This window comes from Paenibacillus sp. ACRSA, assembly GCF_022346845.1.
Lineage (GTDB): Bacteria > Bacillota > Bacilli > Paenibacillales > Paenibacillaceae > Paenibacillus.
Genome location: NZ_JAKRNP010000009.1, coordinates 98012 through 118834, shown reverse-complemented (window position 1 = coordinate 118834; position 20823 = coordinate 98012). Strand labels below are relative to the sequence as shown.

Annotated in this window: 17 protein-coding genes; 2 read left to right on the top strand and 15 right to left on the bottom strand. The window is 44.1% G+C overall.

Features of this window, described 5'->3' with window-relative positions; translation table 11 throughout:
* Nucleotides 1-8 precede the first annotated feature (8 nt).
* The 8 genes from MH215_RS22310 to MH215_RS22275 all read right to left on the bottom strand — a co-directional run bounded on the left by MH215_RS22310 (nt 9) and on the right by MH215_RS22275 (nt 12484).
* On the bottom strand, nt 9-551 hold the full coding sequence (locus MH215_RS22310) for a sigma-70 family RNA polymerase sigma factor (RefSeq protein ID WP_239293372.1): 543 nt from the start codon (nt 549-551) through the stop codon (nt 9-11).
* Between the two features lie 361 nt (nt 552-912).
* Nucleotides 913-1194, bottom strand: a complete 282-nt coding sequence (locus MH215_RS22305; RefSeq protein ID WP_239293371.1) for a hypothetical protein — start codon at nt 1192-1194, stop codon at nt 913-915.
* Nucleotides 1181-2956: a hypothetical protein gene (locus MH215_RS22300; RefSeq protein WP_239293370.1), complete on the bottom strand. Its 1776-nt coding sequence runs from the start codon at nt 2954-2956 to the stop codon at nt 1181-1183. Before MH215_RS22300 ends, MH215_RS22305 begins: the two co-directional genes overlap by 14 nt.
* 4 nt (nt 2957-2960) lie before the next feature.
* On the bottom strand, nt 2961-6512 hold the full coding sequence (locus tag MH215_RS22295; protein WP_239293369.1) for a DUF4132 domain-containing protein: 3552 nt from the start codon (nt 6510-6512) through the stop codon (nt 2961-2963).
* Nucleotides 6513-6584: 72 nt separating this feature from the next.
* Nucleotides 6585-7790: a VWA domain-containing protein gene (locus MH215_RS22290; RefSeq protein WP_239293368.1), complete on the bottom strand. Its 1206-nt coding sequence runs from the start codon at nt 7788-7790 to the stop codon at nt 6585-6587.
* Nucleotides 7775-10183 (bottom strand): DUF5682 family protein, encoded by a 2409-nt coding sequence (locus MH215_RS22285; RefSeq protein WP_239293367.1) that lies wholly within the window; start codon nt 10181-10183, stop codon nt 7775-7777. Before MH215_RS22285 ends, MH215_RS22290 begins: the two co-directional genes overlap by 16 nt.
* The gene (locus MH215_RS22280) at nt 10171-11271 is read right to left on the bottom strand and encodes an ATP-binding protein (protein WP_239293366.1); all 1101 of its coding nucleotides are present in this window, start codon (nt 11269-11271) and stop codon (nt 10171-10173) included. Before MH215_RS22280 ends, MH215_RS22285 begins: the two co-directional genes overlap by 13 nt.
* A 235-nt stretch (nt 11272-11506) precedes the next feature.
* Nucleotides 11507-12484, bottom strand: coding sequence for an aldo/keto reductase (locus tag MH215_RS22275; RefSeq protein WP_239293365.1), 978 nt, complete (start codon nt 12482-12484; stop codon nt 11507-11509).
* A 167-nt stretch (nt 12485-12651) separates the two neighbouring features.
* Here MH215_RS22275 and MH215_RS22270 point away from each other — a divergent pair, with 167 nt between their 5' ends.
* Nucleotides 12652-13839, top strand: a complete 1188-nt coding sequence (locus MH215_RS22270; RefSeq protein WP_239293364.1) for a cytochrome P450 family protein — start codon at nt 12652-12654, stop codon at nt 13837-13839.
* Nucleotides 13840-13874: 35 nt separating this feature from the next.
* The gene (locus tag MH215_RS22265; RefSeq protein ID WP_186380914.1) at nt 13875-14240 is read left to right on the top strand and encodes a ribosomal protein L7/L12; all 366 of its coding nucleotides are present in this window, start codon (nt 13875-13877) and stop codon (nt 14238-14240) included.
* Between the two features lie 149 nt (nt 14241-14389).
* On the opposite strand, the gene MH215_RS22260 is transcribed toward MH215_RS22265, so the two are convergent.
* The 7 genes from MH215_RS22260 to MH215_RS22230 form a co-directional block, all read right to left on the bottom strand.
* A complete protein-coding gene (locus tag MH215_RS22260; protein ID WP_128102183.1) occupies nt 14390-15145 on the bottom strand; it encodes an SDR family NAD(P)-dependent oxidoreductase in 756 nt (251 codons plus the stop codon).
* Nucleotides 15146-15519: 374 nt separating this feature from the next.
* Complete coding sequence (gene poxB / locus MH215_RS22255; protein WP_239293363.1) at nt 15520-17247, bottom strand: ubiquinone-dependent pyruvate dehydrogenase; 1728 nt, start codon at nt 17245-17247, stop codon at nt 15520-15522.
* Nucleotides 17248-17459: 212 nt separating this feature from the next.
* Nucleotides 17460-18227 (bottom strand): SDR family NAD(P)-dependent oxidoreductase, encoded by a 768-nt coding sequence (locus MH215_RS22250; protein WP_239293362.1) that lies wholly within the window; start codon nt 18225-18227, stop codon nt 17460-17462.
* Between the two features lie 61 nt (nt 18228-18288).
* The gene (locus MH215_RS22245; RefSeq protein ID WP_174715295.1) at nt 18289-18594 is read right to left on the bottom strand and encodes a Dabb family protein; all 306 of its coding nucleotides are present in this window, start codon (nt 18592-18594) and stop codon (nt 18289-18291) included.
* 201 nt (nt 18595-18795) lie between these two features.
* A complete protein-coding gene (locus tag MH215_RS22240; protein WP_056691355.1) occupies nt 18796-19047 on the bottom strand; it encodes a type B 50S ribosomal protein L31 in 252 nt (83 codons plus the stop codon).
* Nucleotides 19048-19189: 142 nt separating this feature from the next.
* Nucleotides 19190-19456 (bottom strand): HPr family phosphocarrier protein, encoded by a 267-nt coding sequence (locus tag MH215_RS22235; RefSeq protein WP_056692525.1) that lies wholly within the window; start codon nt 19454-19456, stop codon nt 19190-19192.
* 290 nt (nt 19457-19746) lie between these two features.
* Nucleotides 19747-20817 (bottom strand): NAD(P)-dependent alcohol dehydrogenase, encoded by a 1071-nt coding sequence (locus tag MH215_RS22230; protein WP_239293361.1) that lies wholly within the window; start codon nt 20815-20817, stop codon nt 19747-19749.
* Nucleotides 20818-20823 lie beyond the last annotated feature (6 nt).

Here is a 20823-nt window from a genome sequence, read left to right as displayed (position 1 = left end):
TCGCCTCCCTACTTCCTATTAATCCACCATGTTTTCAAGCGCTGTCTGGAGCGATACAGCTTATTGTGAATTTGCCTGACGTGCAGAGACAATGCCTCCGATATCTCATGGGGTCGTTGTCCATCGTAAAAGCGGCGCTTCATGATCTCTCGTTCCGGCTCTGGAAAAGACTCTATTAATTGTTTAAGTTCCACATCGTTTTCCTTACTAATGAGCTGAACAAGTAAGTCTTCTGCATGCTGTGCATGAATCTCATCTTCATATGTAAGCTCAGATCTACGGTTTAGCTTTCGATAGCGATCTATAGCTTTATGTTTGGCGATCGTGGCCAGATAATTCTTGAGACTACTTCGACCGGATTGAAATGCATTTGGATTTTGCCAAAACGTAAAAAAAGTATCTGCTACGCATTCTTCAATCTCTTGGATCGATGCCTGATAGAGAATAGAATGAGCGACTTTCCATAACAAACCGGCGTAATGGTTCATCACCCATTCCATCGCATCAGCATCACCACTTGCTATTGCATGTCTAATCTGTTCTTCGTTCACAACTACCAACTCCCTCCTCTCCGTCCTGTTGAGATGGCATCATATCCATATGTGCTGACCCTACTATATTCGATGCGAAAACGACTTTTACTTACACAGATGAAAAAAAGATTTGCAGAGGTAAGAGCCGACTGCAAATCTTCTAAATTTTTATAACATGAATCAATTTCATAACTCACTAAACATGAAAGTATGCTACTAGATATAGATAAATTGAACCGTCTTGATCTATATCTAGCCCCGATTGAAGCAGCTAAAGGTATTATGCAATTGATTCACATATGAAATTCATTGATTAAATTATAGCTACATGCTCGGGTGAACCAAACTCTATATCGCTCAGATAAGCTTCACTACCATGTTACGGGGTGTCTTGCTTACTACTTAGCTGTACATATTGGGTCAGACGACAAAACTGAAATAACAATACATCTTCATCGCCTTCTCCAAGAGCGACTCGGCGACCTTCCTGGATTACATGGTCAACCAATTCGTGTAAAAACACCATCTGCAACTGCAATGATTCCTCCACCAGTGGTTGCAGTACATCCAGATCTCTCGTGCTAAACTGGGATAAACCTCGCAATAACAACTCTTCCGACCAACTCTCGAATCTCTGCATGAGGTAATTATAGTCTTCCAAGTCTCTTCATCCTTCCATAACCCAGATCCAGCTTAAGACTGAATACAGTGCTTCCTTTCAGAAAACTGATAGGGACAATCTGCTGCTGCTCCACTCGGACAAAAGCATAGAAATGCTCTAGGGCTGCCGCACCATATCCGGATTCCAACCGTTTAATCGTCGTTTCCCAATCCGAGGCATAAGGTAATGTCAGCACGAGCTCTTCACTTGCTTCTGTCAACATCGTAAGCATAAGATCCTGCGTGCTTGGTTCGAAGTGATGCTCCAAAATGCGCGAGACCTTAACCATAGCAAGTTGCTCTTTAGGAGCCGAGAACAAGCTAACTTCCTGTGAATCATAACCTAGAATTGATGAAACTTCCTGAACCAACCACTCTAAATTCACATTCTCTACTTCTGTCCGAGGGAGAATCGTAAGCTTAGCTCCTTCTCCAGAAGATAGCCTGCGTTCTTCATTGACTTTGACAGCGCTGAATTGCACTTCTTCGCCTGCAAACTGACGAAATGTCACTTGAGGCAGCCATGGAATGTAAGATCCATAATGTTCCGTATAAGAGAACTCTTGATCTTCATAATAAGTGGCTCTGACATCGCTATACGTATAGATCTGCTGATCATCTAACCCATAGAAATAATACGTGATGCCTCGGAAGCCTGAGCGTGTCTCCCATGCGTCTGCTCCGATTCCATACAAATGCAGCTCGGGCACCGTATAATATTTACTGCGGAAGCGACCAATAAGCTGGCTTTGTTGAATCGCTGACGCCTTTTCCTGTTCAAGGACGTGAAGTGCAAGATACAGCTTGCTTACTCGGCTTAGCAATGTGGGCATAGAGAAGCGTACATGTCGGTTAAAGAACAACTGCAGCTCCCCCTGAATTCCGCGTAAACTACGCTCGATATCAGGTAAATTACCACTATGGGCTGTAATCGCTAGCGTTTCCAACGCTGCCACATAGGACTCAGGAAGGCGAGCTAAGCCTGTCTTGAGCATTTCAGCCAGAATAACACGACATTCCCTAACCGTCTGTAGTGAGAACTTCAGATCGAATGCCTTGGTATTTAGAGATTCGGTATCATCTATCCCTTGTTGCATCCGATATCGAAGCAACGCTTCGAGCTTAGCGATATTTCCAGATGTTTGCTTCACCTTGCACAGAGCTTTAGCGAGACTGGGCTCTTCGGTGAACGAAACTTCGATGTCCTGATTCACAAGATATACCGTAAGAAGCGTGTCTTCCAACACTTTTATGGCTTCAGGATATCTCAATCGGAACAGCACTTCTTCAATGACTGAAGAACTGAGTGATTTAATCAATGTTGTTAGATTGGATTCAACCATCCAGCGAAATCGGGATGCTGTGACCTTAGACGATGAAGCCTGATCTACATGAACTTCATCAAGTTGATTTGCCTGATTTACGCCGGTTACGCCATCTGCTTCATCTTGCTCATCCGAATTTTTAATATCTGTCGATGCATGCTCCCGCTGATAATAGAGGATTGAAATTAACACATGCTTGCAGATCTGTTCAGATGGGCATGAACATTGCCACTGATCTAGCGTATCTTGCAACGTACACGTGGAGCCTTCACTTAGCTCACAACTGACGGATGTCTCGTTCCATGTGTAGTCTACCGTTACGCCGTTGTCTAACTCTTTTAAAGACCGCTTGTATAATCCCTTATTCGCATATCGAATCAAATAATCTTCAGTACATAAATTGGAGAATATCCGAAACTTCTGTTCAAATGAACTCACCTGATCAACGCCCCGTTGCTCTCAAAATATCATAGATGGTCTCACTGAATATGCGTCCAGATACTTGTCCGAGCGGAATAGCTTTGTTATTACCATAATAATAAGATCTGTTATTCTCCGGTTTGAAGAAGTGTAGCCCTTCAAGTGTAATCTCTTCTAACCCATCATAATACGTGATGCTAGTACCACTGAACTGCAGTTCTGCAACGAGGTCTCCATATTCCTTGTAAAATTCATGATACCAGCCACCGTCCTGTGCTGGGCCTTTGATCCATCCGTATTTCTCCAATGCTTTTGGCAGAGCAGTTGGCGAGAATTCGGCCTCTGGCAAGTGCTCATATTCAACTTTATTTTTGTCATCATCCTCAACGACGTGTGCCTCACGTTCTAGCTGTTCAAACGGTTGCTTGATCTCATAATCCTCTAATTGTGTCTTCCAAGCTTCTAATGAAGATGGCTCAAGCTCAAGTGGATGTGCTAGCCCAACGCGTGCAGTCGAAGCAAGCTCGTACTCATCCTCGTCCACGGTATTAAACGTACCATCTTCCATGTAACGGAAGGTGTCTACCAGTTCCCCATCTTCATACGTTCCCCAGATGAGACCAACAGCGAATTTACGCATAATGACATTGCGAACGAATAGGTCTTTCCAGTCCTCTGCAGACCATAAACGTTGCTTGGACAATGACTCTTCAAGTCGCTGTGCCTGGATAGTAACCATGGATTTGAGTTCTTTCTTCAGTTGTGTGAAACGTGCCTTGGATTTAGCGGCGAGCTCAGCATCGTCTTTTTGCGCGGGAGCAGGCAGACTCTTCACGGATTTGCCTGTTTCTTCATTCAGCACGACGACTTGCAGATCACTGCTCACCTTGATGAGGAATGAGCGCTCACCATAACTTAGCTGTAACGTACCTTTCTCATCGAATCCGAGAGTTGTAACCAATCGATCTTCCAGCTGCTCCGAAGTGAGTCCCAGATTGTCTGCTGCGAGCTGCAACGCTTCCTCTGCTGCACCTTTAACCTGACGATTCTTCACACTACGTTTAATTTTGTCGATCGCCATTAGAGCAGAAGGCTCTTTAAGGTATGCAAGCACTTTTACAGCATCTGCTGCAATTGCACCTCGGCTATTTTCTGTCCAATCCTTGATCTGAGAAGCCAATATATTCACAATTTGAATATCACCAAAGAGTGCTGCAAGGTACATCACCCATTTCTCCTTGGCAGGAGCGCCATCTTGAATCCACACATGGAGTAACTCATTCACAAAACGTGCCAACGATTCCTCGCTAATATATTCGCGAAGCTCATTAAGTCGTTCATTCGGAGCAGATGTATGCTCCAGCGACTGCACTAGGGCATACTGCTTGATGCGATCATCTAACGGTTGATTATCCACAGAGCGAATGAGAGCAGGTAAATCCTTCACCGACAACCAGCCGAGTCTAGATAGCTTTTTGGTATCTGCTTGATCAGCAAGCGCAGCATGTGCAAACTCTGGACTCTGATCTGCAGTTTCTTGCAGGATTTGAATAAGGTTTTTCCAGTCTGCTGATTTCTCGCTCTTTAACAGCTCCTCGTATAATGACTTGCTATTCTCTAGTGTTCGGATTGCAGATAAAGCCATCTCTTTGATTGCTGCTTTTTTCTCTGAGCGATATATCAACATATATAATTCCTGATCCGGTATGCGGTTGAACTCAGCTAACGCGGTGCTCGTTGCTTTCTTAGAAGAATCCTGTAGTCCCACGCGAATCGCCTCAGCCAGCTTTTGCTTTGGAAGCTCTTCACGTTGTTCAAAAGCAATTTCCAGTATCAAAATACGAGTGTCTGTAGGCAGTTTCTTATATTGTGCAATAGCATAATCCAGATTCTGCTGAATGATGCGACAATATTCATCCTGTGGCATCGATTTGTAGCTGTAGTCCGTCATTCCATTAAGCGAGAATAGACTGGTAAGTAATTGCTCACGCTTCACCTGAGGATCTTGTCCATAACGTTGCAGTAGTTTCTCACCATTGAAAGCATAAGAGCTATACATATCCGAGATAATATCCAGCGTCCAATCCGGATGAGTCGTCAAGATAGCGAACCGGCGCATCGCTTCCGAATCAAGTGGCAGAAAGCTAACGCTGATTAGATTGTTAACTCGCTTTCTATCCCGATTCAGATGATTAAACAATCCACGACTGTTTGGATCTTCCCAATATTCTTCTAATGACGTTTCGCCATTTAAATACCGGGCAATCGCAAGGCCTTGTCTTCCTCCATCCAATGGCTGACGAAGAGCGTTGAACACAGCTTCCTCCATAGTCGCTTCCGGATTAAGTAATGTAATTCCGTTATCTTCCATTATTTTCTGAATAACGGCTTTGAGAAAAGGAGTCTTGAGAATCTCATATGCGCGTGCCGCTTGCTCTGGTTGACTCGCAATAGCAGCGTGCAGCGTATTCCAAGATATCATATACGCATTGAGTTCATCACGTAACAATTCAATCAACTGATAAGGCTCCTCCAGGGAGATCAGTCCTTCAAGCAGAGCATTTGCATTCTTCGGCCTGGAGTCCAAGCCGAGCAAATACTGGCGAACTTCGAGGGGGTATACCTCATGTAAACGTTGGATGGTATCTAGCAAAACAGCTCCTGTCTCCGTCTTCGCATCTAGGAAGCGCTGTTTGCCTCCATGAATATTAATCAGATACAGCACAGCGCTGCTGAGCAGTACCATCGTTTGATGAAACTCACTATGTGAGCCTTGTTCTTTGGAAGAGAGTTCAGTATGCGGATAATGCTCAGCTATAAGCTGACTGCGCTTTTGCTGAATAGGCTCATCCTTCAGCACTTTGGCAGAGCTGTTATGCTTTCCTTGCATATTACGCACGATTGCAGGCTCAATTAATGTATGTAGTTCATCCCGCAGCTTCTCCGAATCATCTTCCATCACATATTGCAATAGTGGTGGCAGAGATTGCTTATATTGTTGCACCTGGGCAGCATGCGAGGGAGCGTCGCTTAGCTTGGAGTACAGATGTAATAACATCAGCGCTTGAAGGATATCCTGATAGTTACCCTGATTCTCTTTGTTATTTAAGAGCCACTGCGCACGCTTCAATCTGCCATTCAATTCCTCTTGGATTTCCTCTTCACCAGCAAATTGCTTGATTTTCTTCAAACGGTTAAGCAAGTAATCCATGCGATCAGGGGTTTGGCTTCTACCAGCTAATCCGTATGGGGAGAATACAGCGCTAATACATATTTCGAATGCACTTGTTCGCCATGATTGGCGTTTAGCGTAGCTGGATTCCAGATGCATGACAATAGCTCCTGCACGGTAAAACACATCTCCGTCATCCTTTTTGCCAAGCTTCGATAACATATCAATTGTATAATAGACATAATGGCTTGATTTCCCCATCATCTCAGGAAACTTGTCTGTACGCCCCATAACATATTCAATAATCTCATCACTACGGTCTGTTTTGAGTGAATAGTCTTGAGAGCACATCACTGCAAACTTTTCAACTAAACCTTCAATTCCGCGATCAACTGTAATCATATTTATTCCTCCTTAAGGTTAAGTTTACCAACAACAAAGGTTATGTGGTTCTATGTTATCCTGCAAACATCCTTATGTGATAATCTCGCCAATCCAGTCGGCGAGTTCATTCGGTGTGATGGCTGCAACATGCGCACCCATATTCGTGAGTGTCTGCGCAGCATGTTTGTTGTAGACCGAATCTCCGTTGAAATCGAGTGCGGTGAGCACGAGTAATTTGCAGCCCGCATCAATAATATCTTTACACGCTTGATACATATGATTGATGTGGAATCCTTCTTCCAGGTCACTGACGAGAATATAGATCGTTTTGCCAGGGTTATCGATTAACGTCTCACCGTACCTTAACGCTTTGGCGATATGCGTTCCCCCACCTAGCTGTACATTCATGAGAACGTCCACAGGGTCTTCCAGTCGATTACTCAGATCAACGACCTGGGTATCAAATATAAATAATTTCGTGCGAAGTGCATTCAGACGATAGAAAATACTAGCCATAACCGAGCTATAGATCACGGAGTCCATCATACTTCCACTCTCATCGACACCAATGATAATGTCCCACTTGTTATGATTCTGCGTCGAACCGTCAAAGTAGAGACGATCTATCACAAATCTTCGTTTATTTTTATCATAATTTTTCAAATTCCTGGTGATGGTTCGTTTGAAGTTCAGATTACGCAAAGAGCGTACAGAGCTAGATGTGTAACGACTGCGTTTTCCTAGAATACTGGCTCGGGTCTGAGACTCTAACTTACTGCGAAGCTCCTCAACCACGGTGCGCACGATCTCTTTGGCACTCCGGAGTACATCGCCCTTCATACGACCTTTAAACTGCATAATGTTCTTGAGCAAATTCATATTTGGTTCAAGGGATTCTAACAGCTTCTTGTCGGTTAATAGCTCTGTTAAGCCATAACGGTCAAGCGCCTGCTTTTCCAAAATCTCCACTGTCGTTTTAGGAAAGAGCTCTCGAACTTTATGAAGCCATTTAGGAACCGTCAGATCCGAAGCGCCTTGTCCACCTGTTTTGCGGTATCCCTGTTCCTCGCCGTACTCACGGTTATATAAATAACCTAGAATCTCATCAACTTCTTGATATTGAAAATTCTCGGAATCAAATGCTGCGTTGTTAGACAAGCCGTCCTCTGCTGAATCACCGAGAATAAGGCGCCAGCGATTAATGGTCTCGGCTGTGTTCCGTACCTCCGTAGATTCATCGTTAACGCTATCTAGATGATCACTAGTCGGTACCTCGTTATTCAGGTCAGCTTCCATGCGTCAAACTCCTTTCGCATCGCTTCATCCCATGATCTAGCTGCTTGGAGTAGCTGTTCATCTACTGGTGCTCGTCCTAATTCCTCGGATTGAACCTGGTGCAGACTTGCGACTCTGTCAGCGATGAGACCCGTCTCCATCGGTGTGAAATAGGTGAATGCCAACCTCAGTTCAGGTACCATACTCATAAATTCATCCAATGGAAGCTGCTCAATAAGAAGATTTAGTTCATACAGCAGTTCGTCTTCATATAAGAAAGCATCACGAGCTACGGCAAATACACCTTGCAAATATAGTGCAGTCTGGCGCATCTGTTCCGGAGCCCCATGGATGTATCCACGTGCTCGTTCTGCGATCTCCTGTCTTGGCCGATCACCAAGTCCTGAGGAAATGGCAATACATACGCCTTCCAATTGAGCAGGAAGCTGATGATCCGTTAATAGTTCATTCAAATGTATTCTGAATGTATCATCTAAATAACGTTCTTCAGAGGATTCTGCCAGCATGGCAAGCAGCTTCAACCCTTGAATGATTGCTTCATGCTCATCAGGTTTTGTTCTAGAGAGATGCAGTAGCTTGTCCACAGCGTTGTTATATGCTTCGAGCACCATATCAGGCAACTGTTGATCTTCAAATAGACCAAGAAGTCTGCGATGCTGATGAATGCGGTGTAGTATTCGAAGACTGGCACACAAGGATAAGAAGTTACCATCCGTTCTCAGCGCACTTCGAACCCTCTCAACCAATTGTTTCGAGGTGCTTTGTAGCCCCATCAGCAAGGCTTGCATCATCGCCTTGGCAAGCTCCCCACTATGATGATCTGGGATGCTGTTCATCGCTTCTTCGATCTTCCGAGTTGCTGCTTCCTGAATCGTTCCACCATATAGCGAATTTTCGATCAAGCGTGCTTCAACTCTGGAGGAATATGCATACACCCACGTCTCCCGAACTAAATTCATATCACGCTGTGCAATCCAATCCGGGCCTGTCTGACGTTTGGCAAAGTCCGAAACAAGATACGTCGTACATTCAAATAATTGACTGAGCTTGCGATGTTCAGGCTTCGCATACAGGTCTAACACTTTCTTATGTTGACCTGTTGTTCGCAGCTGAAGCTTGGCCTCATCGCAGCGCTTCTTGAAGTCTTCAACAATTGGAATACTATAGCGGTTTGGTGCGACTGTACCGATAACATCTCCGGTTAATACATGCTGAAGCTCTTGCAGTGGTTTATCTGTAGCTAATGTAAGCTCACCTTTTACAAAGGCGGATAACGCTCCATCCATTAACTCGTAAACTCCGCCTTCTCTCTTGCCACGCAGTGAGGCGAGTCCCTGAATCATGCTATAAGCTTCAATCGCATCGCTTGTAGATACATACTCATGATTCTCACGAAGCTTACGCGTGAGTTTAGATAGAACCTCCACAGCGGTTGCATAATAGGGTGACTGGTTATGACGTAGGATGTGATTCCAGATCTGTTCATAATAATTGACATACGGCATCCCGCTTGCATATCCATTTAATCGATCTGCTTCAGCGAATGTGTACACCATCGGATACATTTGCTTCCGTACGGGTTCCAGCTCCGGCTCTTGAGAAGGATGCGATAAACTAGTGTTTTCGGAGCTTGTTGAATTCAAATCGGGCATAACAAGCCCATAAGTATGGAATCCTCCCGTAATGACCAGTACGCGGTCATATACCAGCTTAGCCTCTTGTATACGTTGTCTCATATGAGTTTCTCTTGCGAGATCCCCTGTACGTTGCAGTTGCTCGTCTGAATAACACATACGAGATAGCGTGCAATAGGTAAATACATCCTGGATGAATGCTTGTGTTGTCTTCTCAAGCCCTGCAATCTCAAATACTTTCTCCCACAACTCATCGAAGCTGCGACAATTCGTTTTGTGGCACAACCGTTGAATAAAGTCAGACCCTGCGAGCAATGTCTCATCTTGAACGGATACGTGTTGTTGCTCTTGCTCTCTCGGCTTCGAGAAATGATGATAATCCAGATCAATGAATTGAGCTGGTATGCCAAGCCGTGAGGCCTCTTTCAGAGCTACATATTCGGGTGAATATCGCAGCATGGGATAATAACAAGCTTCTCTCGTTTGATCCGTCTCATAGGTGTAATACAAGCTAATGGGTGGAGTGGTAGCTTCATCAATTAATACATCCAGATAAGGATTACCACTCTCCGGCCCTTCAATGAGGATGGTATCGGGCTTGTACTCCTCTATTAACCGTAGCAAATGATAAGAACACGCTGGACTATGATGGCGGATAGGAAAATAGATTGTGTCATTGTTCAGGTTGTACACCTGAGAATCAAATAACGTCTCGACATGTTCAAGCTCTCGCTGCCGAGCTTCTTCTAACCGATCCATTTTTTCTCCTCATAATAATCCTTCCAGATCCCTTCTTCCCGTGCTCGCTCCTTCACAATCTTAGAGAAATAGGATTTGAGAATCGAAAGATCTTTCTCATTTTCCTTAGCAATCGTTCCAAGCATGTTCTGAACAAGCCGATCTAATGCGATATCTTTATCTTCGTAATAATAGGAAGTCATCGCGCTCTGAACATAGACCGATACAGCCTCAGCCGTACTCATTGTCGCTTGTGGTGTATCGAGCTTGAATCCTTCTCGCGTTAATCCTGTTCGAAGCTCCATAAAGGTTGTGGCTAACAGTTCAACCACATCTGTATTGATATCAATATCGATACCACTATGTAATAATAGGCTCCGAGCCTGTGACTCAATAATTTTGGCTTCCATTTTGACATTGCTGATTGGTTTGATCGTTTCAAAATTAAAACGACGCTTCAATGCACCACTCATCTCATTGACACCTTTGTCCCGTATGTTGGCGGTAGCAATCACGTTGAATCCGGATTGCGCGAACAAAACGCCACCATCCAGTTCGGGGATACTCATCACCTTGTCACTGAGAATACTGATCAAGCTATCTTGTGCCTCTGCTGGACAACGGGTAATCTCTTCGAAACGTGTAATGATTCCTTTTTTCATTCCATTATATAGAGGGGACGGTACAAGAGCAGCTTCTGAAGGACCTTTATCGAGCAGCATGGCATAATTCCATGAATACTTAATCATATCTTCTGTCGTGCCTGCTGTGCCCTGAATCGTATTCAAGCTCGTTCCTGAGATCGCTGCGGAGAGCAACTCGCTGAGCATGGTCTTCGCTGTACCGGGCTCACCCACTAACATCAATCCTCGGTTGCCCGCAAGTGTGACGACTGCACGTTCGATTAGTACATCATTACCGTAAAATTTACGTGTGATTGGAACCTCCTCACCATTCAATATAGCGGGCTTATCCCTACCAATAATAAAATCTCTGACGTACACAGGAGATAACAACCAATGTGGGGGACGTTTCCCTGTATCTTCTTCTCGTAGTGCACGTAATTCAGTTTCATATAATGTCTCGGCGGGTGGTTTAAGCATCTCCATCGTCAAGATATCTCCTCTCCAATAAACAGATCGTATGTTCTTATACTAGGCATTTTATCACAGCATACGCTAAACCACCGTAGAAAACGGTAAAAATGGTTGTAACGTCCTTCATATCAGGCTTTTTATATAAGTCCATGGACATGGGTAAGAGTGTAAATATGAACGTCAATCCAGCAAAAAAGCACAGGCAATAACCTGTGCTCACGAAATTCTCTATCGTTCACTCTACGTTCTACATTCGCCGTCCACAAGAAGCCGAATATAACTCATACCACTCGTAGCGAGTTAGTTCGGTTTGAACCGCATCCTTACAGGCTCTGATACGCTCTGGTCGGATCGAGCCGATAATAGGCTGAATACCCGCAGGGTGTTTCATTAACCAGGAAAGTACAATAGACTCAGCTGTAACGCCACGTTCCTTCGCCATACGTTCAACGATTTGGGCTGTAGCTTCGATCTCTGGTCTTTGGCCATCAACGACTCTTCCTGTAAAACGTCCCTGAGCAATTGCACCCCAAGCTTGGAGCTGTATATGCTCCGATTGGCAGAACTCCATTGTTCCATAAGGGAATACATTATGGAGTGCTTGAGGACGATTCACGGTCACGCCAGCCTCGACAAATCCAATTTTATCTAAGCTCATCTCAAGCTGATTCACGATAAAAGGCACGTTGCTATAGGACTGCAGGAGACGAATCTGCTCTGAGCCCATGTTGGAAACACCGAAGTGCCTTACCTTTCCGGAATGATGAAGTTTAGCCAAGGCTTCCGCAACCTCTTGCGGGTGTGCAAGCGGGTCTGGACGGTGTAACAGTAAGATATCCAAATAATCGACACCTAAACGTTGAAGGATACCATCCACACTGGCGAGGATATGTGAACCTGACGAATCATAACGTTGTGGGCCATCATCATCTCCAACAAGACGTATGCCGCATTTGGATTGAATGATGATCTGTTCCCTTAAGCCTGCTGATTCTGCTAATATACGTCCAAACACATGCTCCGCCTTGCCTCGTGTATAAATATCCGCCAGATCATAATGATTAATGCCAATCTCAAGAGCAGCTTCCACAGCCTGGTGTCCCTCGTAGACTAATTCATCGGTAATCGGGAGTCCATCCCACTCGCCTCCAAACCGCATACAGCCCAGGACAAGGGGACTTGCAGGGATATGATGATGATGCAGTGGTAATTGAGGATTAGACATGCACACTTCGCCTCCGTTACATTTTTATCGTTGAAGACAGGTTTCAGCATTTCGATATGGAATATATACATGAATCAAACTTTATGTATGAACCCACAAAAGTTCCCTGTAATTCCTTAAACAAGAATATCATATTTCAAGCTCTTAGATGAAAGGAGATTTACCCATTGAACATGAATGAATCTTCCCAGCCAGAGTTTTTCACCAAAGAATTTACGCAGAACCCTTATCCCGTATATGAAAATCTAAGAAAGAACAATCCGATCTATAAAGTAATGTTCCCGAGTGGTGAATTCGGCTGGATCATTACGCGATATGAGGATGCTGTTGAGATACTGAAAGATTCACGACTGAGTAAGGACGTTGCCAAACGATATGGAGCTGAGAATCAGAGCATTTTTGTCAATAATATGTTATTCTCCGATCCACCAGATCATCGCCGTTTACGTGGACTTGTGCAGAAAGCGTTCACCCCTAAATGGATTGCAGGAATGAGAGATCATATTCAAACTATTGCAGACAATCTACTGGATCAACTAGAGTCCAAGGATCAAATGAACCTGATTGATGATTATGCTTTTCCGCTACCCATCATCGTAATTAGTGAAATACTTGGTGTACCACTAGAAGATCAGGATAAATTCCGGATGTGGTCTAACACGATCATTGATGCTACGAGTTCTGAGCACGCCGAGATGTTTGAACAGCATGCCCAAGAGTTTATTGAATATCTAAATGCTTGGTTTGATAAGGTTCGTAAAGAGCCTGGGGATGATCTCATCAGTCAATTAGTCGTTGCAGAAGAAGCTGGTGAGAAGTTAACAGAGAACGAGCTGTTAGGCGTTGTTGCGCTGCTAATTATTGCTGGTCACGAGACAACGGTTAATCTGATTGGCAATGGTATCCTAGCTTTATTAGAGCACCCGAGCCAGCGAGATCTTCTCATTGAACAACCCGAGTTAATTCATCAAGCCATTGAAGAAATGCTCCGTTACAACGGACCTGTTGAATTTAGCACATCGCGCTGGGCACTAGAGGATATTCAATTCAGAGATCAGCATGTTAGCCAGGGCGAATTGGTTATCGTTGCTTTGGACTCTGCTAATCGGGACGAGCAACAATTTCCAGATGCAGACGTATTCGACATCACGCGTGAGAAAAGTCCTCATTTAGCTTTTGGAAAAGGAATTCATCTCTGTCTGGGAGCTCCACTAGCCCGTCTAGAGGGGGAGATCGCTGTGATGACACTCCTACGTCGATTCCCTAATATGCAACTTCAAGCTGACGTGGATCAGCTTGAATGGAGACCTGGGATGATTGTCCGGGGTGTGAAGGAGATTCCGTTACAACTCTAACCAAATTGTTTTAACTGAAAGTGAGGCTCAACATCATGGAAATGAACACAATGATATTTATCGTATTTTTGTTATTTATGTTAATTTCGCTAGTCCGGATGGCAAGCTTACAGCGACAGCTGAATGAATTAAAAAGAGATGTCGAGCGTTTGGAGAATGGCGCCCGTATGCCGTCAAATGCTTCGGTTCCTTTAACTTCATCCTCATCCCAGCAATACGCTTCGTCAACGTCTTTTACCGCTTCGTCTTCGACAATAGACACACCGCCATCTGAATTAGATCAGGAGCTGCTCTCCCTGCTTCAGAAGGATCAGAAAATTAAGGCCATCAAGCGACTCCGTGAAGCTAGAGGATTATCTCTTAAAGAAGCCAAAGATTATGTAGAATCCTTGGATCGTTAATACTTAATCTCATATCTCTCAGCAGTTACGTAAGTTTCACATCGGCTAGGGGGATAACACAAAGAGGCACTGTCTTCAGACAGATGCCTTTTTGTATACTTCCTTATTATGTTTGCCTAGCCTAGTACGCGTAAGGTTACTATTCGATATTACTGCGCAGTTACGGCACCATCAATTGGATATACAGCACCATTAATATATGGGGCTTCGTCACCAAGCAGGAACGCAACCAGATTCGCAATTTCTTCCGGTTTACCTAAACGTCCGGATGGGATACTATCAACGGTTGCTTTGAACACTTCCGGATTATCCTTACCAAACTGAACAACCATAGGGGTTTCAATCGTACCCGGGGCGATCGCATTAACACGAATGTTATCTTTGCCATATTCGATTGCAGCTGTACGCGTTAATCCAACAACACCATGCTTCGTTGCTGCATAAGGAGCAACGGCTTGAACGCCTACAATTCCTGCTGTAGAGGCAGTGTTGAGAATTGCACCTCCGCCTGTTTTGAGCATTTCAGTAATCACATATTTCAATCCGTAAAATACACTTCTCAGGTTAATATCGATAATTTGATCAAATTGCTCAATGGTATGTTCGATTAATTTGACACCCGGTCCTGAAATACCCGCATTGTTGAAGAACATATCAATTCGTCCGAATTCCTCGACTGTCTTCTTCACGTAGTTTTCCACATCTACTGCCTTACTTACATCGGCTTGAACAAAAATAGCTTTGCCACCTAACGCCTCAATCTGTTTAACTGTTTCTTGGCCTGTTGCTTCAACTAGATCAACGACCACAATAGATGCGCCCTTCTCAGCGAGCTTCAATGCGGCTGCCTGTCCCAATCCACTTCCTGCTCCAGTGATAATGGCTACTTTTCCTGTATGACTCATTCTGATCTCCTCCATGTGTGTGTATTCTCTCGTCGTTGGATCCAATAAATGAATAATGAAGCAGCTAGTAACACATCATGCAACATATGTATGTCAAAAGACACATAATCGTATCTGACACTATTTATTTTATAGGACTTAGAAAATAAAAACAATTTTAAATAATATGATGCACGATAATGTGGATGTGTACAACGTGATTGAACAAGGAGTGCCGTCCTCATATGAGGCATAGCTGACTCCCTTGTTTACACGTGAATCTGTCCTATAATACTTCAAAAAGTGGAAAGTGGAACAAAGAATATGATTCTAGAAATAGAGTTGTTTAGCTCTCAGCTAGGGCAGTTATCTTAACTCTAAACGTGTTATCTTGCTTACCGTATCAAATTAGTCTTAGCTAGTTCAATCAGCTCATCGCCTCGACCATTGAGTACAGCTTTCATCATCCACAACGTGAATCCTTCAGCCTGTTTAATATTAATCTTCGGAGGCAACGAGAGCTCCTGACGATTAACGACAACGTCAATCAGGACAGGTCCATCATGCTGAAGTGCACGCTCGACTGCTCCCTCCAGCTCCGCTGGGTCTTCCACTCGGATGCCCTCTATCCCCATGGCCTGAGCGACCATAGCAAAGTTAGGATTCACAAGTTCTGTTCCCGATTCTAAAAAACCAGCAGCCTTCATCTCCAGTTCAACAAAACTTAGTGCACCGTTGTTGAATACAACCACATTAATTGGTAGGTTATGCTGCTTCAGCGTTAACAGATCGCCCATAAGCATTGCAATACCACCATCTCCAGAGAGTGAGATGACCTGTCTACCTGGATTTGCAACTTGAGCACCAATCGCTTGAGGCAGCGCATTAGCCATTGTGCCGTGATTAAATGAACCAAGCAGCCTGCGATTACGGCTCATTTCAATATATCGAGCAGCCCACACCGTAGGCGTGCCTACATCACAGGTGAATATTGCGTTCTCAGCAGCAGCATCACTAATGATTTTTGTTAAGTATTGGGGATGGATTGGCGTTTTACCTGGTTTGCCGGTGGCTAGTTCGTCCAGTTCTTTACGTACTTTGATATAACGATCAACACTTTTCTTCAAGTGTTTATCAGAATGCTCTTTTGTTAAATATGGCATCAAGGCTTCGATTGTTGATTTCACATCACCACAGACACCGAAGTCGAGCTTCGTACGCCGCCCAAGATGTGAGGCCTGAATGTCGACCTGTAATACCGTAGCATCCTCAGGGTAAAATTGACGATAAGGGAAATCCGTCCCCAACATCAATAACACATCACAATCCATCATCGCATGGTAGCCAGACGAATATCCGATTAGACCCGTTAATCCTACAGAGTACGGATTATCATATTCAAGATATTCTTTACCTCGCAGCGCAATGACCATGGGTGATTTGAGACGTTCACATAGCTCCATTAGAGGTACACGAGCACCTGCACAACCGGCTCCACACAGCAATGTGATTTTTTTGTCTTGATTCAGATATTCCGCAAGCTTGATTAGTTCAGGCTCAGAAGGATGCACGACAGGATTAGTTGGATGGTATACATGTTCAGGAACAGGAAGATCTGCCGCTTCTAGCGCCGCAACATCCCCAGGTAACACAACGACCGAAACACCTGAACGAGCTACTGCCGTTTGAATGGCCATCGTTAATGAACGAGGCATCTGTTTGGCTGTTGTAATGACTTCACAATAGTGACTACACTCTTGGAACAGATATTCTGGATGAGTAGCCTGAAAGTATTCACTCCCGATCTCGTCGCTCGGAATATGAGCAGCGATAGCCAGTACTGGTACGCGGTTTCGATGACAATCGTATAAACCATTGATTAGATGTGTGTTTCCCGGGCCGCTACTACCTGCACACACAGCAATACTACCGCTTACTTCGGCATCTGCACCGGCTGCAAAAGCGGCAACTTCTTCATGCCGAACATGGATCCATTCAATTTTACCCGAACGACGAATCGAATCCAGGACAGCATTAAGAGAGTCACCGACAATGCCATAGATCCGCTTGATGCCGGCATTTAATAGAGCTTCGACAAGAACGTCTGCGATTGTTTTCTTCATGATGATCTCCTTTAATTGCTTATTTTGAGTTAGGCTTCCACTTTATGAATATACCTATTCTTATACCCCAATGTTTTGAATATCGAATCAAATTCATATGTATGTATAGATATAGTCTACATGAATACAAAAAGAAAAATCCGTCTGTCATAGGACAAACGGATTTCAGGTCGAAATGCTCTATTTAACTGTTGTACGGATTAAAAGATGTATTAGATCGCGGGCATAACATTACCGCCATTAACTGGTATGTAAGCTCCCGTAATAAACGAAGAGAGATCGGATGCAAGAAAAGCAACCGCATTAGCGATTTCTTGATCTTCCCCTCTTCGCTTCAATGGCACAGTACGTGTATAGCCTTCATCATGTCCAGGTTCACTAGAACGATCACGTTCACTAATCGTCCAGCCAGGAGCCACCTGATTAACAGTGATCTGATATTCACCGACCTCTTTTGCCAGTACACGATACAAGCCATCCATTCCACGTTTACCCGCAGTATAGGCGGACTGAGTCTCGAAATTTTGCATTGCGCATTCGGTGTTGATGCCTATAAAACGCCCACCTTTAACCTCTTTCATATAAGGAATAAAGGCTTTGGCTAGGTAAACGCTCTGCATTACACAAGACTCGAATTGTCCGAGGTAATCTTCAGGTGCCTGTTCTAATACCGTTGTCCACGCATATTGAATGACAGCATTCGCTACAACGATATCTACTCCACCTAAGCTAGATTGAATTTGTTCTTGCAACCGTGGAGCCGTCTCTGGTCTGGTGATGTCACCTTGAACAATAACCGCTTGTTTACCTATACTCTCAATCTCACGTTGAAGTTCCTGAGCCTTGGCCTCATTATTTATGTAATGCAGGGCAATATTCGCACCACAATCAGCAAGAGTACGTGCAATAACCCTTCCTAATTGACCCGTTGCTCCAGTAACCAACGCCGTTTTTCCTGTAAGATCCAACTGTTTCAACATGAACACCTACCTTTATGGAAAACGATTTCGAAACTCCCGTTTGAACAACTATGATTTTGATTTATGATGTATGTTGAATCAGATCAATTTCTTGGAAACGACTTACTTCTTTTTCCCAGCGTTCAGCTACATATTGGACATGAACCGGATGGTTGTTGTAAGCATCATATGCCGCTTGATTCGCAAAAACCATCGAAAAGCTGTAATCGAATTCATTTTTCTCGCTCACTTGGCGAAACACTTGAAACTGCTCCACACCTGGGATAGCAGCTAATGCCGTTTGGCTTTCTTGTAAAAAGCTCTCTGCCTCTGGCGTATCCTTGCCCACGTAAAGTGTAAAAGTTACCATATGTGTAATGCTACTCATGTCAATGTCCTCCTTCAATATGATCTTGCTCTGTTTCTTAGTGTACCCTTGAATGTGATGTAAGCGCAATCCTAAATATGCAGAATCATGTCTAAAGTTCGTCTGACCGCACATATGGCTAATATCTACATATAGTTCTCAATAGAAACAAAAAAGCCTTGAGAACGAATTCTCAAGGCTTTCATGCAATCTATGGACAGACTAGTTTTTGAGGTTGTATTTACGGTTGAACTTGTCAACACGACCACCGATGTCCACGTTTCTTTGTTTACCAGTGAAGAACGGGTGGGATGCGGAGCTAGTGTCCACACGGATTACTGGGTAAGTGTTACCATCTTCCCATTCCATTGTTTCGTTCGAGAATTTAGTCGAAGAACTCAGGAATTTGTAATCAGCGCTTGCATCGTAGAAAATTACGATTTGTGTCTTTGGATGGATATCAGCTTTTGGCATATCTATTTACACTCCTTTAAAATGGGTACTTCCTAGAATCAAACTAAATTTTATTATACTCTTTTTTTGCAAGAAGCACCAGCAGGAATTGAACAAACATTAAAAAAGTTACAATTCGGCGTCATTTCCACCTCTTCTAGAGCTACTTCCTTCTTTTCTCCAGCACATCTAACATGTACTCTAGAGCCTCAAGTTCATCCCAACCTCTGGTTTGCAATCTGACAATGCTCCCTTGCTTTATAGGAAGAAGAGCCATCCCGAGCAAGCTTTTAACATCAACTCGACGTTCATAATCAGCATCCAAAAACGACATTGAAATATCGGAGGCAAAGCGTGATGCTTGAGAAGATACAGACATCAGATCATCCCGGTGAAAATCTGTGTGAATCGTAAATTCATGTGTTCTCACAACCTTCATATCCTTTCGCTCAATAAATCGAACAACATTACACTTGCTATTCCGATGTAGCCTTCGTATAGAAAGCTTCCAGTCGAACGCGTTGCATCTTCATGCGATTTCTGTCCTCTATTTTCTCGCGTAATTATTAAAATCTTCCAAGAATTATACCACTTTATATGGGCTTGTATAGCTTATTATGACTGCAAAATAAAAAAATAAGCCCCACAGGGTGGGGCTTAACAGCAGCGGATGTCTAAGAATCGCTGTTCGTTCGAATGACCTATCAAGAATGGGTTATTTTACTGCATTCCATTAGGGTAAACCATCACTTTAAGACTTCCGCTTTTGTTATGCAAAGCCCGCTCCATCGCCTGCTGCGTGTCCTCCAGGCTATAACGATCGGTAATCAGTGTCATCACGTCATGCTGACCAGAGCTCAGGAATTCAATTCCTGCACTATACGTATTCGCATAGCGGAATATCCCGTATATATCCACCTCATTATCCGCAATAAAAGGAACATTCAGTGCAATTTCGTCTTGTGCAGGTAAACCCACAATGGCAAGCTTCCCTCCACGCCGTAGTGAATATAGCGCTGTCTGTAGTGCTTTGGGATTGCCCGCAGTTTCCCACGCAGTATCAACACCTTGACCATTCGTGAGTCCACGAATGATTGGAAGAGCATCTTCATTTCGAACATTGATCGTATGCATAGCTCCGAGTCGGCGTGCAGCCTCAAGTCGAACCTCTTCTAAATCTGTCACAATAATTTGCTCCACTCCGAACGACTTCGCCGCGGCTACAGCCATTAAACCAACAGGCCCCATCCCCATGATGGCTAACGTTGTTCCCGGAGCAAGCTTACTCCGACGCGCGGCATGAATACCCACCGAGAATGGTTCGTTCAAGGCTGCTTCTTCGAACGAAAGATGATCTGGGATCGGAAATGCCATATCTTCACGTATCGTCATGTACTGAACAAATGCTCCATCAACAGGAGGTGTCGCCAAGAATTGCACATCTGGACACAAATTATAGCGCCCCTCCTTACAAGCCAAACACCGGCCACAAGTCACCCCAGGCTCGACGGCTACTCGGTCTCCTTGTTTAAGCCCAGTCACGCTAGAACCAACGGCTGCCACGATTCCTGCACATTCATGACCTAGTATGATCGGCTTTTCCACAACGAATCGACCAATCCGACCATGCTCAAAATAGTGTACGTCAGACCCACATACACCTACAGCCATGACTTGAATGAGTACTTCATCTGCCTTAGGTACGGGAACTGCTTGCTGTTCAATGTGGATGTGACCTGGTTCCTTCATAACAGCTGCCTTCATTGTCTCTGGAATGGAATGTTGTCTCATGCTGCG

Bases quoted from the DNA above. Each gene is read 5' to 3' on its own strand.
- MH215_RS22230 (WP_239293361.1), bottom strand. From the start codon at position 20,817: ATGAGACAACATTCCATTCCAGAGACAATGAAGGCAGCTGTTATGAAG.
- MH215_RS22245 (WP_174715295.1), bottom strand. From the start codon at position 18,594: ATGAGTAGCATTACACATATGGTAACTTTTACACTTTACGTGGGCAAG.
- MH215_RS22290 (WP_239293368.1), bottom strand. From the start codon at position 7,790: ATGGAAGCTGACCTGAATAACGAGGTACCGACTAGTGATCATCTAGAT.
- poxB (WP_239293363.1), bottom strand. From the start codon at position 17,247: ATGAAGAAAACAATCGCAGACGTTCTTGTCGAAGCTCTATTAAATGCC.
- MH215_RS22250 (WP_239293362.1), bottom strand. From the start codon at position 18,227: ATGTTGAAACAGTTGGATCTTACAGGAAAAACGGCGTTGGTTACTGGA.
- MH215_RS22275 (WP_239293365.1), bottom strand. From the start codon at position 12,484: ATGTCTAATCCTCAATTACCACTGCATCATCATCATATCCCTGCAAGT.
- MH215_RS22240 (WP_056691355.1), bottom strand. From the start codon at position 19,047: ATGCCAAAAGCTGATATCCATCCAAAGACACAAATCGTAATTTTCTAC.
- MH215_RS22265 (WP_186380914.1), top strand. From the start codon at position 13,875: ATGGAAATGAACACAATGATATTTATCGTATTTTTGTTATTTATGTTA.
- MH215_RS22285 (WP_239293367.1), bottom strand. From the start codon at position 10,183: ATGGATCGGTTAGAAGAAGCTCGGCAGCGAGAGCTTGAACATGTCGAG.
- MH215_RS22260 (WP_128102183.1), bottom strand. From the start codon at position 15,145: ATGAGTCATACAGGAAAAGTAGCCATTATCACTGGAGCAGGAAGTGGA.
- MH215_RS22280 (WP_239293366.1), bottom strand. From the start codon at position 11,271: ATGGAGATGCTTAAACCACCCGCCGAGACATTATATGAAACTGAATTA.
- MH215_RS22295 (WP_239293369.1), bottom strand. From the start codon at position 6,512: ATGATTACAGTTGATCGCGGAATTGAAGGTTTAGTTGAAAAGTTTGCA.